The 13,278-nt window shown below is 69.1% G+C and carries 14 protein-coding genes; 5 read left to right on the plus strand and 9 right to left on the minus strand.

Features of this window, described 5'->3' with window-relative positions; genetic code table 11:
- Positions 1 to 3 precede the first annotated feature (3 nt).
- The 3 genes from ACTWQA_RS33110 to ACTWQA_RS33120 are packed head-to-tail and all read right to left on the minus strand — an operon-like array spanning position 4 to position 3,712.
- Positions 4 to 795 (minus strand): sugar phosphate isomerase/epimerase family protein, encoded by a 792-nt coding sequence (locus ACTWQA_RS33110; RefSeq protein ID WP_443162923.1) that lies wholly within the window; start codon positions 793 to 795, stop codon positions 4 to 6.
- Positions 792 to 2,528, minus strand: coding sequence for a beta-glucuronidase (uidA, locus tag ACTWQA_RS33115; RefSeq protein WP_443162924.1), 1,737 nt, complete (start codon positions 2,526 to 2,528; stop codon positions 792 to 794). The genes ACTWQA_RS33110 and uidA overlap by 4 nt, the downstream gene beginning before the upstream one ends.
- A complete protein-coding gene (locus ACTWQA_RS33120; protein ID WP_443162925.1) occupies positions 2,528 to 3,712 on the minus strand; it encodes a family 1 glycosylhydrolase in 1,185 nt (394 codons plus the stop codon). The genes uidA and ACTWQA_RS33120 overlap by 1 nt, the downstream gene beginning before the upstream one ends.
- A 51-nt stretch (positions 3,713 to 3,763) precedes the next feature.
- Here ACTWQA_RS33120 and ACTWQA_RS33125 point away from each other — a divergent pair, with 51 nt between their 5' ends.
- Complete coding sequence (locus ACTWQA_RS33125; protein ID WP_443162926.1) at positions 3,764 to 4,357, plus strand: TetR/AcrR family transcriptional regulator; 594 nt, start codon at positions 3,764 to 3,766, stop codon at positions 4,355 to 4,357.
- A gap of 220 nt (positions 4,358 to 4,577) precedes the next feature.
- Positions 4,578 to 5,183: a hypothetical protein gene (locus ACTWQA_RS33130; RefSeq protein ID WP_443162927.1), complete on the plus strand. Its 606-nt coding sequence runs from the start codon at positions 4,578 to 4,580 to the stop codon at positions 5,181 to 5,183.
- Here ACTWQA_RS33130 and ACTWQA_RS33135 read toward each other — a convergent pair.
- The 3 genes from ACTWQA_RS33135 to ACTWQA_RS33145 are packed head-to-tail and all read right to left on the minus strand — an operon-like array spanning position 5,147 to position 8,927.
- Positions 5,147 to 7,411, minus strand: a complete 2,265-nt coding sequence (locus tag ACTWQA_RS33135) for a xanthine dehydrogenase family protein molybdopterin-binding subunit (RefSeq protein ID WP_443162928.1) — start codon at positions 7,409 to 7,411, stop codon at positions 5,147 to 5,149. The genes ACTWQA_RS33130 and ACTWQA_RS33135 overlap by 37 nt on opposite strands.
- A complete protein-coding gene (locus ACTWQA_RS33140; protein WP_443162929.1) occupies positions 7,408 to 8,403 on the minus strand; it encodes an FAD binding domain-containing protein in 996 nt (331 codons plus the stop codon). The genes ACTWQA_RS33135 and ACTWQA_RS33140 overlap by 4 nt, the downstream gene beginning before the upstream one ends.
- Positions 8,400 to 8,927: a 2Fe-2S iron-sulfur cluster-binding protein gene (locus tag ACTWQA_RS33145; RefSeq protein WP_443162930.1), complete on the minus strand. Its 528-nt coding sequence runs from the start codon at positions 8,925 to 8,927 to the stop codon at positions 8,400 to 8,402. The genes ACTWQA_RS33140 and ACTWQA_RS33145 overlap by 4 nt, the downstream gene beginning before the upstream one ends.
- 101 nt (positions 8,928 to 9,028) lie before the next feature.
- Between ACTWQA_RS33145 and ACTWQA_RS33150 the strand changes: the two genes are divergently transcribed.
- The gene (locus tag ACTWQA_RS33150; protein ID WP_443162931.1) at positions 9,029 to 9,679 is read left to right on the plus strand and encodes a TetR/AcrR family transcriptional regulator; all 651 of its coding nucleotides are present in this window, start codon (positions 9,029 to 9,031) and stop codon (positions 9,677 to 9,679) included.
- A gap of 29 nt (positions 9,680 to 9,708) precedes the next feature.
- On the opposite strand, the gene ACTWQA_RS33155 is transcribed toward ACTWQA_RS33150, so the two are convergent.
- Both ACTWQA_RS33155 and ACTWQA_RS33160 read right to left on the minus strand, forming a co-directional pair.
- Positions 9,709 to 9,864 carry a hypothetical protein gene (locus tag ACTWQA_RS33155; protein WP_443162932.1) on the minus strand — a complete coding sequence of 52 codons (156 nt, stop codon included), beginning with the start codon at positions 9,862 to 9,864 and terminating at the stop codon, positions 9,709 to 9,711.
- A 131-nt stretch (positions 9,865 to 9,995) separates the two neighbouring features.
- Positions 9,996 to 10,598 (minus strand): HoxN/HupN/NixA family nickel/cobalt transporter, encoded by a 603-nt coding sequence (locus ACTWQA_RS33160; RefSeq protein ID WP_443163001.1) that lies wholly within the window; start codon positions 10,596 to 10,598, stop codon positions 9,996 to 9,998.
- On the opposite strand from ACTWQA_RS33160, the gene ACTWQA_RS33165 reads away from it, so the two are divergent.
- Entirely contained in the window at positions 10,497 to 10,718 is a 222-nt protein-coding gene (locus tag ACTWQA_RS33165) for a hypothetical protein (protein ID WP_443163006.1), read from the plus strand. The two genes, ACTWQA_RS33160 and ACTWQA_RS33165, sit on opposite strands and share 102 nt — an antisense overlap.
- 213 nt (positions 10,719 to 10,931) lie before the next feature.
- On the opposite strand, the gene ACTWQA_RS33170 is transcribed toward ACTWQA_RS33165, so the two are convergent.
- A complete protein-coding gene (locus ACTWQA_RS33170; protein ID WP_443162933.1) occupies positions 10,932 to 11,438 on the minus strand; it encodes a MarR family winged helix-turn-helix transcriptional regulator in 507 nt (168 codons plus the stop codon).
- Between the two features lie 653 nt (positions 11,439 to 12,091).
- Here ACTWQA_RS33170 and ACTWQA_RS33175 point away from each other — a divergent pair.
- On the plus strand, positions 12,092 to 13,243 hold the full coding sequence (locus ACTWQA_RS33175; RefSeq protein WP_443162934.1) for an ABC transporter substrate-binding protein: 1,152 nt from the start codon (positions 12,092 to 12,094) through the stop codon (positions 13,241 to 13,243).
- Positions 13,244 to 13,278 lie beyond the last annotated feature (35 nt).

A 13,278-nucleotide genomic window follows, 5' to 3' on the forward strand; every position in this document is an offset into this window, starting at 1 on the left:
GACCTACCTGCTGGTCAGCCCGGACTCCAGGAGGGTCCGGGCATTGGCGTCCAGCAGTTCGAACGGGTCGCCCTCGGTGGTGTCGATCTCGGTGATGTGCCAGCGCAGGTGCGTGCCCGCCCGCAGCGCGGCGAACACGTCGACGTCCCCCGTGCCGATGGTGGTCTGCGGCGCGTCCTGCACGGCGGGTCCGTCCTTCAGATGGACGGCTACCGCCCGCTCGCCGAGCCCGGTCAGCACCCCAGCCGGATCCTGCCCGGCCGCCTTCGCCCAGTAGACGTCGACTTCGGCGACGATCTCCGGGTCGAGCAGTTCCCAGAACTCCTCGAAGAGCCCGTGCCGCCACTCGAAGGCGTGGTTGTGGTACCCGAGCCGGATGCCATGCCGCGCCAGCTCGCGCCCGGCTTCGTTGAGCCGCCGGGCGAAGGCGGTCACCACCTCCCGGTCGGCGAAGATGCCCTCCCCGAAGCCGTCGAGCTCGTGGAAGCCCTCGACGAGGAAGGGGATGGCGACGATCGCGGTGTCCGTGCCGAGGATGCGGCAGGCCTCCACCACGGTCGCCTGGCTGTTCGCGCAGGCCCAGGCGTGGACCGAGCTTACGCCGAGCCCTGCCGCGTCGAGGTCGGCGCGGAGGGCGCGGGCGGCGACGGTCACCTCGTCCATCGACGACTTCCACCAGCCGAGGCCGAACGGCTCGACGTAGCGATAGCCCAGACCGGCCAGGCGCCTGAGGGCGCCCGGCCGGTCGGCCGCGAGAGCGTCGCGAACGCTGTAGAGCTGGACGCTCAGAGTCATGACGGCTTGCGCCCGTTCAGTCCGGTCCAGCGCTCGCGCAGGGCGTGGGCGGCCGTCTTGGGCCGGCGGTCGCGAGTGAAGACGCCCTTCTTGTTACCGTCCACCCGGTGGATGCCGTGCGCCGTCTGGAAGTCGGCGAAATTCCACACGTGCTCGCCGATGAATTCAGGGATGCGGTCGAACACCCGGTGGTTCATCGCCAGGTAGGCGGCCTGGTATTCCTCAGTCCAGGGGGTGTCCCAGACCGAATGGAGGCCGGGCATGGTGTCGGCACCGTACTCGCTCATCATGATCGGCTTGCCGTACCGCTTGACCCAGCCCCGCAGGTCCATCTCCAGGTAGGTCTCAGCGGTGACCAGGTCACCGGTGGTGACGTACCAGCCGTAGTAGCGGTTGATACACAGCACGTCGAACAGGTCGGCGATGCGGTCGTTCTCGGCGGTGGCGAAGATGACCGCGGCGTAGCAGACCGGGCGGGTGGGGTCGAGCTTGCGGGTGAGCTCGACCAGCGGCTCGAAGTACTCGCGTGCCCCGTCCTCGTTGGAGGCGGGCTCGTTGGCGATGCACCACATGACCACGCTGGGGTGGTTCTTGTCGCGGGCGACGAGCTCGCGGATGGCCTGGGCGTGCGCCTCGCGGGTGGCGTCGCCGAAGGTCTCGGGGGAGAAGGTGGGCCGGGGTGGCGCGCCCGTGAGGCCGGAGTGGATGGCGAGGTTGAGCCCCACGGCGGCGGTCTCGTCGATGACGACGATGCCGTGCCGGTCGGCGAACTCCAGCACCTCCTCGGCGTAGGGGTAGTGGGAGGTGCGGAAGGAGTTGGCGCCGATCCAGTCCATGAGCTGGAAGTCGTGGACGAGGTAGGCGTCGTCGTGGCCCTTGCCGCGCACGGGGGTGTCCTCGTGCTTGCCGAAGCCGGTGAAGTAGAACTGCTCGCCGTTAATGAGGAACTCGGTGCCGCGCACCTTGGCGGTGCGGATGCCGAAGGGCTGCACGTAGACGTCGTCTCCAGCGGTCACCTCCAGGTCGTAGAGGTAGGCCGCGCCGGGCCGCCACAGCGTGGGGTTGTCGATCCGGAGCACGCCGTCGCTCGACGAAGCCACCTCCGTTCCGGCGGCGTCCAGCACGCGGGCGCTGACCGGCACCGGCTCGCTGGTCTCCACCTCGTAGGTGACGGTTCCGTCCAGAGCCGTCGTGACCGTGACATCGGTGATGTGTACGGCCGGCGTGCTGTAGAGCCATACCGACCGGGGAAGGCCGGCGTAGTTGTAGAAGTCGTGCAGGTAGGTCTGCTTGCGCCGCCCATCGGCGGTGACGGTGATCCTGCCCGGCGGGATCGTCACATCGGTCAGCTCGTTGTTGACCGAGATCGACAGCCGGAACTCCTCTCCGGCGCGTACATATTCGGAGATATCCGCCTCAAAGGGGGTGTAGCCGCCGACATGCGAGGACACCAGCACGTCATCCACGTAGACGCGGCCCTCGTGGGTGGCGGCGTCCACGCGCAGGAAGACCCGCTCGCCCGCCCACCCGCGCGGCACCCGCACCTGGCGTTGGTACCACACCCAGCCCACGTGGTCGCGGATCGCCGGATCGGTGAACAGGTCGTTGTAGCTGGCCGGGACGGCCGCCTCCAAAGTCGTGTCGAGCGGCCCGGGCCCGCCGTCCAGGGCGAAGCGCCACAGGCCGTCGAGGCTGACGAGCTCGCGCGAAGGGGTGGTGCGGGGCTTGAGCATCAGAGCAAGCCTCGCTTGGCGACCTCGCCGAGCCAGGCCAGGCTGGGCTTGGGCGTGCGCTCGAACGTCTCGCGGTCAACCGCGATGAGGCCGAACTTGGGCTCCCAGTGTCCCCACTCGAAGTTATCGAGCAGTGTCCAGTGCAGGTAACCGCGCACGTCGATGCCGTCGTCCATGGCGGCGAACAGGCCCTCTAGAGCGCCGGTGGTGTAGGTGATCCGGCGGGCGTCATCGGGCGTGGCGATGCCGTTCTCCGTAACCAGGATCGGCGTGTGCCCGGTCTCCTCCCACGCATGCCGTACGGCGATGCCGAGCGCGTCGGGCCGGTAGGCGTTGCCTGTCTGGGTGTTGTCCGGGCCGAGCGGGTGCGGCACGACGCCGTCCTCGTCGACCTCCTGGCTGGAGTAGGACTGCACGCCGATGAAGTCGTCGCCGCGGGAACCCCGCAGGTAGAGGTCCTCACGCACGTAGCGCACCTCGCGCAGCTTCTCATCGCAGCCGGGCCTGGCGGTGAGCGCCTGGCAGGCGACGGTCCAGCCGACCTTGGCTCCGGTGTGCTCACGCAGGATCTCGCGGGCGGCGTGGTGCGCCTCGACCAAGCGGGCGCCGATCTCCGGGTCGGGGTCGGGCAGCAGCGGCCGGGCGGCGCCCTCGACGGTGGGGCTCATCCACTCCTGTGGCGTCTTGTTCTGCGCCATCTTGCTCATGCTGAGCATGAGGGCGAACATATTGGGCTCGTTCATCGTGCAGATCCACTCCACCCCGTCGAGGATGGTCGCGGCTAGCCGCACATAAGCCCCGAACCTCTGCTGCGCGTCCTCGTTGAACCAGCTGAACCAGCGCGGGTTCGTGAAGTGGTGGAGCGTGATCACCGGGGTGAGGCCCAAGTCGAGGGCGGTGTCGATCATCCGGCGGTAGTGGGCGAGCTCGGCCCGGGAGAACTCGCCGGGGACGGGCTCGACGCGGGCCCACTCGATGCCGAAGCGGTAGGAGTTCAGGCCGGCCTCGGCCAGCAGGCGCATGTCCTCGGCGTAGCGATGGTAGTGGTCGACCGCGTCGCCGCTGCGCTCCATGCCGGGCACCTGCTGTTCGAGAGCCCACCAGTCGCTGCTGACGTTGTTGCCTTCCACCTGGTGGGGCGCGGTTGCGGCACCCCACAGGAAAGAGGAGGGGAGCTGGGTCATGAGCGTACGCTAGCATGAAAATCGAAGCACGATACTAATTTGGAGGCTTGAATGGCACGCGGGCCGTACGCGAAGACGGCAGAGGTACGGCGGCGCGTCCTGGAGGCCTGCGTGAACGCCTTCGCCAAAACGGGCTTTTACGGGGCGACCATGAAGGACATCGCCAAGCGGGCGGGCATCAGCCACACCGGGCTGCTGCACCACTTCCCGAAGAAGGAAGACCTGCTGCTCGGCGTGCTTGAACTACGTGACGAACGCGGCACCCGCTTCCTGGAGGAGGCCAAGGTGCTGGGGCCTGAGGCCGACCCGCTCGACACCCTAAACGGGATGATCGCCGTCATCGTCGACAACGAGCTGCAGCCGGGCCTCATGGAGCTGCACGCTGTCGTGTCGGGCGAGGCCACCTCGCCCGACCATCCCGCCCATGGCTACTACGCCGAGCGCTACCGCAACCTGCGCCGCTTCTACGCCGACACCTTCGCCCGGCTGGACACGCCGATCGATCCCGAGACGCTGGCAACGATGACCATCGCGCTCATCAACGGCCTGCAGGCACAGTGGCTCTTCGACCGCGACTCGGTCCGCCTCGAAGCGACCATCCGCGCCTTCCTGAAATCCGTCGTCCCGGCGCTGGGAGATCGGTGAAACCGCCGACGATCTACGATGTCGCGAAGGCCGCCGAGCGATGCCCACGTCGGCGGGTGCCAGCGCGGGCGCGTCGTTGACCCCGTCGCCGACCATCGCCACGGTGAGCCCGCGTGCCTGGAGCTTCCCGACCGCTTGATCCGGCACGCAGGTAGGCCCACACGGTTTCAGGGCTGCGAGGCTGCGATCGGGGACCACCTTCCCGGAGGGTTCGGAGCCAGTGCTCGACCTCGGCGTGGATGGCGGGGGCCAGATCGGCGAGGCTGCGCTCCAGCCAGGACTCGAAAGCTGGGATGCGGTCGTCTTTCACCAGGCCGATCTGGTCGAGGACCTCGACGGTGCGTTCGACGCTGAATCCATAGGCGCGCAGCACCGGGAACAGCTCGGAGTGGCGGATCTTGTCACCGTCGGCGGTGCTGAGCAGGATGACCAAGCCGCGGTCGACATCGCTGAGCACTCGGCGGGTCCAGCCGCGTGCCTCGCCGATGGCCTGGGCGGCATTGCGTGCCCGGACCAGCCAGGGGTTGGTCGGGTGCCGGCGCCGGTCGAAGCGGCCGAAGTCTCTGCGGACCTCGATCGGCGAGATCAGCGTGCGGGCGGAGAAGAAGATCGAACGAGATCAGCAGTGAGTTACAGAGGTCCGGTTGCGGATGTAGTCGCGTTCCACGCCGGTCAGGACCGTGAACACGACTTCGGAGAAGTCGTGCGAGCGTTGCAGCTCCCCGGTGTGGAACTCCAGATCGATATCGGCGACGTCAGTTCGCTCGTCCTCATGAGGACATGGTGCGATCAGAGCAGTTTGTCCAGGGTGATCGGCAGGTCGTAGACGCGCTTGCCGGTGGCGTGGTGGACGGCGTTGGCGATCGCGGCGGCCACGCCGGTGACGCCGATCTCGCCGAGGCCGAGCAGCCCGAGCGGCATGGTCGGGTCGGGCTCGTCCAGGTAGTGGACGTCGATCGGCGGGATGTCGGCGTGCACGGGGACGTGGTACTCGGCCAGGCTCGGGTTCATGATCCGCCCGGTGCGCGGATCCACCAGGGTCTCCTCCGAGAGTGCCATGCCGATGCCCATGACGATGCCGCCGCGGAGCTGGCTGGCCGCCGTCTTGGCGTTGATCACCCTTCCGACGTCGAACACGCCGAGCCAGCGCGACACCCTTATCTCGCCGGTGTCGGGGTCGACCCGCACCTCGCAGAACTGCGCCCCGCACCCCGCCTTCACCCAGCGCCGGTGGTCGCGCAGGAACTTCGCGATGAACCTCGCCTGCCCGGCCAGCGCGCCGAGCCGCGTCTGGGACCCGACCGCCGCCTCCACGTGGTCCTTTCCCGCCCGGGTGAGGATCTCCGCGTACGACCCGCTTCCGCCGAGTGCGCGCACCTTGCGTTTAAGTTTGTCGCAGGCGGTCAGCAGGCTCGCGGCGACGCTGACGGTTTGCGCGGAGGCGCCTGCGCCGGACCCGGCGGGCAGCGTTGAGTCGCCGTACTCCACCCGTACCGCCTCGAACGGCACGCCGAGCGCGTCGGCCGCGATCTGCGCCTGGACGGTCACCGCACCCACGCCCACCTCCTGCAGGCCGCACCGCACCAGCACGCTCCCGTCCGCCGACAGCCGCACCGTGACGTTGGCGGTGAACCGCATCGAGCCGTGGTGCGCGGTGGCCACGCCCATGCCGACCAGCCACGGGCCGTCCCGCATCGAGCCCGGCTCGGGCGTGCGGTCCGCCCAGCCGAACCGCTGCGCGCCGTAGGCGTAGGCCTCGCGCAGCAGCCGGTGGGAGAAGCGCTTGCCGTCGATCGGGTTGGTCTCCGGCTCGTTGCGCATCCGCAGCGCGATCGGGTCCATGCCCAGCTCGTAGGCGAGCTCGTCCACCGCCGCCTCCAGCGCGAACGTACCCGGCGCCTCCCCGGGGGCGCGCATGAAGGTGTTGGGGAGCAGGTCGAGCTCGACGAGGCTGTGCCGGAGGAGGATGTTCGGCGCGGCGTACAGGTGCCCGGACGGCGCGGTGACCGATTCAGGCAGACCGCCGACCCGCCCGGTGCTGGTCACGCCGGTGTGGATGATCGCGGTCAGGCGGCCATCCGCTTCCGCGCCGAGTGCCACCCGCTGGATGGACGGTGAGCGCCCGCCGACCGTGCGGTAGACGCCCTCGCGGGTGAGCATCATCCGCACCGGCCGTCCGGTGGCGCGGGATGCCAGCACGGTGAGCAGCGTGCCGGCCCACACCGGGCCCTTGCCGCCGAACGCGCCGCCGACGTACGGCGAGATCACCCGCACGGATGCCTCGGGCACGTCGAATCTGGCCGCGAGATGGGCACGGAGCATGGTGCTGCCCTGCGTCCCTTCGTGCACGGTCAGCCGGTCGCCGTCCCACACGGCGGTGGTGGCGTGCGGCTCGATCGCGTTGTGGTTGAGCGGAGGGGTGGTGAAGCGCAGGTCCACCGACACCGGGGCGGCCTCCAGCGCCGTCTCGGCGTCGCCCTTCTTCGCGGTGCCGCGCATGAGCGGGTTGCCCTTCAGCGGGACGGCGTGCTCCTCCTCGGCGGCGAAGTCGACAGTGGCCGGGAACTCCCGATAGGTGACCCTGACCAGTCCCGCCGCCTCACGCGCCGCCTCCAGGGTCTCGGCGACGACGACCGCGACGGGCTGGCCGTTCCAGTGCACCTCGTCGGTGTTGAGGTAGTTGACGGAGGTCCCGATGAGGATCATGCCCATGTTCATCAGGGTCGCCCGCGGCGGCGGCTTCATGCGGGGCGCGTTTTCGTGCGTGAGGACGGCCAGCACGCCCGGCACAGCGGCGGCCCCGGCCACGTCGAATCCGGTGACGCGGCCGCGCGCGATCGTCGCGTGCACCAGCGCGGCGTACGCGAGGCCGGGGTACGGATACTCGGTCGCGAACCGTGCCTGCCCGCTCGTCTTGGCCCGGCCGTCCACCCTGTCGATCGGCTTGCCCACCACCGGCCCCGCCGCGGTCTTCGGTCTCGGCGGGCTGTCCATCTGGGTCATGAGCCCACCCTTGGCTCGGTCTTCGTTCGCGGCCTCGCGTCGCCCCGTCATGCGGCGCCTCCTTCCGTGAGCACCTGGCGCAAAGTCGCGGTGATCGTGCGCCGGGCGAGCTCGATCTTGAATGCGTTTCCCGGGAGCCCTTTGGCGGGCGCGAGCTCGATGTCGGCGGCGTGCCGGAAGGACTCCTCGGTGGCGGGTGCGCCGAGCAGGGCCTGCTCGGCCTTCGGGGCTCGCCACGGCTTGGCGGCGACCCCGCCCAGCGCGATCCGCGCCTCGGTGACCGCGCCGTGCCGGACCTCCAGCGCGGCGGCGACCGAGACCAGCGCGAACGCGTACGACGCGCGGTCGCGCACCTTGCGGTAGCGCGAGTTCGCGGCGACGGGCAAGGCGGGCAGCTCGACGGCGGTGATCAGCTCGTCGGCGGCCAGCTCGGTCTCGAGGTGCGGGGTGTCGCCGGGCAGCCGGTGAAAGCCGGCCAGCGGGATACGGCGGACGCCGCGCACACTCTCCACCTCGACCACGGCGTCCAGCGCGGCGAGCGCGACGCACATGTCCGAGGGGTGAGTGGCGACGCAGGCCGGGCTCGCGCCGAGGATCGCGCCGCTCCTGTTGAACCCGTCGCGCGCGGCGCAGCCGGCCCCCGGCTCGCGCTTGTTGCAGGCGGCCGCGCCGTCGTAGAAGTACAGGCAGCGGGTGCGCTGCAGCAGGTTCCCCCCGACCGTCGCCATGTTCCTGAGCTGCGCCGACGCGCCCGACACAAGCGCCTGGGCCAGCATCGGGTAGCGGGTGCGAATCAGCCGGTGCGCGGCTAGGCGGCTGTTACGGACCAGCGCGCCGATGCGCACGCCTCCGCCGGGCAGTTCCTCGATCTCCTCCAGCGGCAGTCCGGTGACGTCGACGACGGTTGCGGGCCGCTCGATCCCCTCGCGCATGAGGTCGACCAGGTTGGTGCCGCCACCGAGGAACTTCGCGTCCGGCTCGGCCGCGACAGCCTGGACGGCGGCGGCCACGTCGGGCGGCCGCACGTACGCGAACGACCTCATCGCGCCGCCTCCGCCGGAACCCGGGCCGCGGCGTCCGCCCGGGCGACCTCCTGGATCGCGGCGACGATGCCGTTGTAGGCGCCGCAGCGGCACAGGTTGCCGCTCATCCGCTCCCTGATCTCGGCGTCGGTCAACGCCACGCCGTCGGCGGCGAGGTGCTCGGTCACCGCGCTCGGCATGCCGTCCCCGTGCTCGGCCAGCATGCCGATCGCCGAGCAGATCTGGCCGGAGGTGCAATAGCCGCATTGGAAACCGTCGTGGGTGACGAATGCCGCCTGGAGTGGGCTCGCGACCCCCTCGATCGTGGTGATCTCGCGGCCCTCGTACTGGACGGCGAGCGCCAGGCAGGCGTTGACGCGCACGCCGTCGGCCAGGACCGTGCAGGCTCCGCACGCGCCCTGGTCACAGCCCTTCTTGGTGCCTGTCAGCCCGAGGTGCTCGCGCAGCGCGTCGAGCAGGCTGACCTGCGGTTCCAGGTCGAGTTCGTGGGTGGTCCCGTTCACCTGTAGCCGTACAGCGGGCATGGTTCCTCCGTCGATGGGGTACCCGGTGACGCTAACAGACCACTGTCCGCTTAACAAGCGGACAGTGGTCTGTTAAGAGTGCCGTTATGCTGTCTGGGAAAATGAGAGAGCCGGAATTTCTGCGGGCCAGGCGGCCGGAGCACAAGCAACAGCGACGCGAGGCGATCCTCGCCGCCGCGCGCCAGCTCGCCCTCCAGTCGGGCGTGCGCACGGTCAGCCTGCGCGCCGTGGCGGCGGCCGCGGGGCTGGCGAAGTCCAATGTGGTGCGCTATTTCGGCACGCGCGAGGAGATCTATCTCGAACTCGCCGCCGAAGAGTGGCAGGGTTGGAGAGACGCGGCCACCGAGCGGCTACGCGCCGCCGGCGGGCCGGGCGACGTGGTCGACGCCCTCGCCGAGACGCTGGAAGCGCGGCCGCTCATGTGCGACCTGCTCGGCTACGTCTCGGCCAGCCTGGAACACAACGTGTCCCTCGAGGCCGCCCGCGCCTTCAAGATGGCGCTCTTGGACGTAGGCGCCGATCTCGGAGACGAGGTCGCGCGGGCCACCGGGTTGACCGACGGCGAGGGCGTGGAACTGGTCGGGGTGGCCACCGGACTGGCCGCGTTCCTCTACCCGATGGCCCATCCCTCGCCGGTGCTGGCCGAGCTCTACGCGCAGGAGCCGCGGATCGCCGCCGCGCGTCCGCCGTTCCTGCTGACGCTGAAGCGCGCCCTCACCGCGTTCCTCGCGGGCCTGCCGACGCTGCGCTGATGCCAAGGCACAGAACTGACGGGGGCGGACTACTGGACGCTTAGCCAGGGGGTGTCGGACGGAAGCACGCCGTCCTGGATGGTGCCGATGGGTGCGGTCAGGTGTTCGAGCCGCCGTCGTACCGTGGTGGTCAGGACACCGAGCGGCAGGATGGTCCCTGTGCCCGTGATTCTCTCCTCCACCATGACCTCCATGGCCCAGCGCCTGCCGCTGCACGCCAAGCAGAACTGATCGCAGCTGAAGAGGGCGCATGTGCGCTACCCCGGCCAATTCGGCGATGTCGAGGGTGAGCTCGCCGATGGCGAGCGGATGCCGCTCATTCGGCTTTGCTACGGTGGCACAGCTCACTACTGGGGGATGGCCATCCATACGCCTGGCAACCGGGGACTACGAGCCGGCACCCTGGTTCACCGGCACCAGACCTCAGGATCGCTGGGGTGCTTCGCCGGCGGCACCTTGCCGGTCGCCGTACTTCTCGGCGAGTCCGCGGTAGCGCCAGATGGCGGCGGAGAGCCAGGAGGCCGCGAAGACGGCGACGACGACGTAGCCGAGCAGTTCGAAATGGTCGGCCGCTGTCGGCGGTGTCGAAGGCAGTCATTCCGGCGGCGAAGAGCAGCGGGAGGGAGAGGACAGCGAGGGTGGGCAAGCCAGACTCGTGGACGGCGGTGCTGGCGGACAGGGCGAGCAGGGTGATCTCACTGGCGGTCTCCAGGCCGAGGCCGAACAGGATGCCGACCGGATACATGTGCCATGAGGAACGGATCAGCGCCCGGGTACGGCGGCCGAGGAGCCGGTTCATCAGGCCCCGGTTGAGCAGTTGCCGCTCGAGCTCGTCTTGGTGCAGCCGGCCCTGCGTCATACGCCGCCACAGGCCGACGATGCCGGTCAGCACCATGAGGTTGAGTACGGCGACGAGCACCAGGAACAACACGGCCACGATCTGCGAGACCAGGCCGCCGACATGGCGGAAAGTGCCGATGCCCGAGCCGGCGTGGCCCGCCGCGAGCGCGACGACGTGCGCGAAGTCGAACGGAGGTGAGAGACCTTCGTCTCCCAGCCGTCGCAGCGGCTGGGAGAAGCACGTCCCGCAACTGGTCCGGCGAGTGCCTGATCTTCAACAGGGTCCGCCCGGCCAAGGTCAGGCCGTGCCGCGTCACTCGGACAGGGTTCATCTCCGCTCTCCCACCAGGGCCAGGAGCGCTTCGTCCAGGTTGGCCAGCCGTACGCCGAGCTCGGAGACGGCTCGGACCCGTCAGCGGCGCCAGGGCGGCTCTGTGATGGAGGCGGGGCCGTGGGAGTCGGTGAGGGCGGCGAGGATGGTCTCGCAGATCTCACCGAAGTTGCGCGTCTGCTCGGGGGTGAGGCGGTCGAAGACCGCGGCGCGAACGGTCGCAACATGGCCGGGTGCGATCCGTTCCAGGGCCGTCACGCCCTCGTCCGTCAGGACGGCGAGCTGGCTGCGTTTGTCACTGGCGCACTCCTCGCGGCGCACCCAGGACTCCTGCTCCAACTGGGTGATCACGTAGGTGAGCCGACTGCGGGAGATCTTCAGCCGTTCGGCGAGGTCCGTCATCCGCAGGTGCCGCCCGGGGGCCTCGGAGAGGTGGACCATCACCGCGTAGTACAGGTGGGTGATGCCCGCTGTGCTTCTCAGCTGCTGGTCGAGGGTGTCCTCCAGGAGCGCGCTGGCGTTGCAGTAGGCGCGCCAGGCGCGCTGCTGCTCTGCGTTCAGCCAGCGGGTTCCCTCCACACGGGGCACTCTAGCACTCCTTGAAATTTGAAACAAACACTTTGAGGTTGAAGCATTGCCAGGATCCTGTCGATGCGTGCCGGGTTGACGACAGGCGTGACCTCGCCGGCGTCATCTCCCAACGCACTGGGCTGGACCCGAACGCTGGCCTGCGCCCCACACTTGCCGCCGGAGTCGTGCTCACAGCATGACAGCCCGCGCTACGCCGCTGGGTGGACAGGGGCGGCGGCCAGGATCTGGCCGAGCCGGTCGACCGCGCTTTCTCGGTGGTCGCACCCCGGTCAGCGTGGGAGAACGCACCTTCAGCGCCATTCCTGTCGATGACCTGACGCCCCCCGCCCCGGTGCCGTGACGGACCAAGAAGAGCCTACGGCATGACCGGGCCGGGGCCGGGAGCGTGCCGAACATGATGCCGGCCGACGTCCTGCTGATCGGCATGCCACGCACGAGCGGCTCCTGACTGGCCGCCCTGGTCCGCATGGAGCAGCAGTGCGCCGTTGCCTCGCCTGCTGCCGTCGCGTCGGTCGCAACCCTGGTCGTGCGCTGGCGCCTGACGGCTCGGTACACGTGAGGGCGTCGCTTGAAATTTGAAGTTCCTTGCCTTAGGTTGACCCGTGTCGAAAGTACTCAAAATTTTAAGTGCTTGTCCCGAGGAGCTTGTCATGAAGCACATCCGCAAGATCGCGATCGGAGCCCTCACGCTCAGCGTGCTGGCCGCCGGTGGTACCACCGCCGCCCTCGCCGAGTCCCCCTCCGGCCGTGCCGACCGCACGCGCGCCGCGTACACGAGCGAGGAGGCGCAACTGCAGGAGCTGTACAAGCAGGCCCTGGCCGAGGGTGGGGCCCTGACCGTGTACGCCGGCGGAGACACGCCGTATCAGGCGGACTACCTCCGTGACGCCTTCATCAAGAAGTTCCCGAAGATGAAGGTCAACATGGTCGTGGACCTCAGCAAGTACCACGACGCCCGGATCGACAACCAGATCGACGAGGGCAAAGTCGTAGTGGACGTGGCCCACCTACAGACGCTCGACGACTTCCCACGCTGGAAGAAGGAGGGGGTGCTGGAGAAGTACAAGCCGGTCGGCTGGGACAAGGTCTACAACCAGATCAAGGACAAGGACGGCTACTACACCGGCGTGATGTTCTTCGGCTTCGCCAACGTCACAGCCAACACGCTCGGCGACGGCGCGCCCGTCGAAGCCAAGGACTTCCTCAAGCCCGAGTTCACGAACAAGCTCGTCTTCACCTACCCCAACGACGACGACGCCGTCCTCTACTACTTCAAGCAGCTCACCGACAAGTACGGCTTCGACTACCTGAAGAAGCTGATGGCGCAGCACCCGAAGTTCGTCCGAGGCACCCAGGCCGCCGCCGACCTCGTCGGCACCGGCGACTACGTGGCGAACTTCGCCAGCGCCGGCAGCTTCTCCGGCCTGTCCACCCCCAGCATCCCCGAGCACAGCCCGTGGGTCGCCTGGCCGCAGACCGCCGCCGTCTTCAAGAAGGCGCCGCACAAAGCCGCCGCCAAGCTGTACCTGAGCTGGCTGCTGTCCAAGGACGCCCAGCAGAACTCCATCGGCACCTGGAGCGCCCGCACGGACGTCGCCGCTCCCGCCGACCGCAAGGGCATCTTCGACTACAAGAACATGAACCCGCTCGGCCTCGGCACGTTCATGAACGACCGTGCCGCCCTCGACCGCTACAAGGCCCGCGTCGGCCTCTACATCGGAGACGTCAAGGGCGTCGACCCCTCCGACCCCGACGGCCTGCTCGGCCTGTACCCGATCAACCTGGACGGCACCCAGGGCTGAACCCCGCCCTGCACCACCCCGCACGGCCAGTCCCA

It is taken from the genome of Nonomuraea sp. 10N515B (assembly GCF_052245915.1).
Lineage (GTDB): Bacteria > Actinomycetota > Actinomycetes > Streptosporangiales > Streptosporangiaceae > Nonomuraea.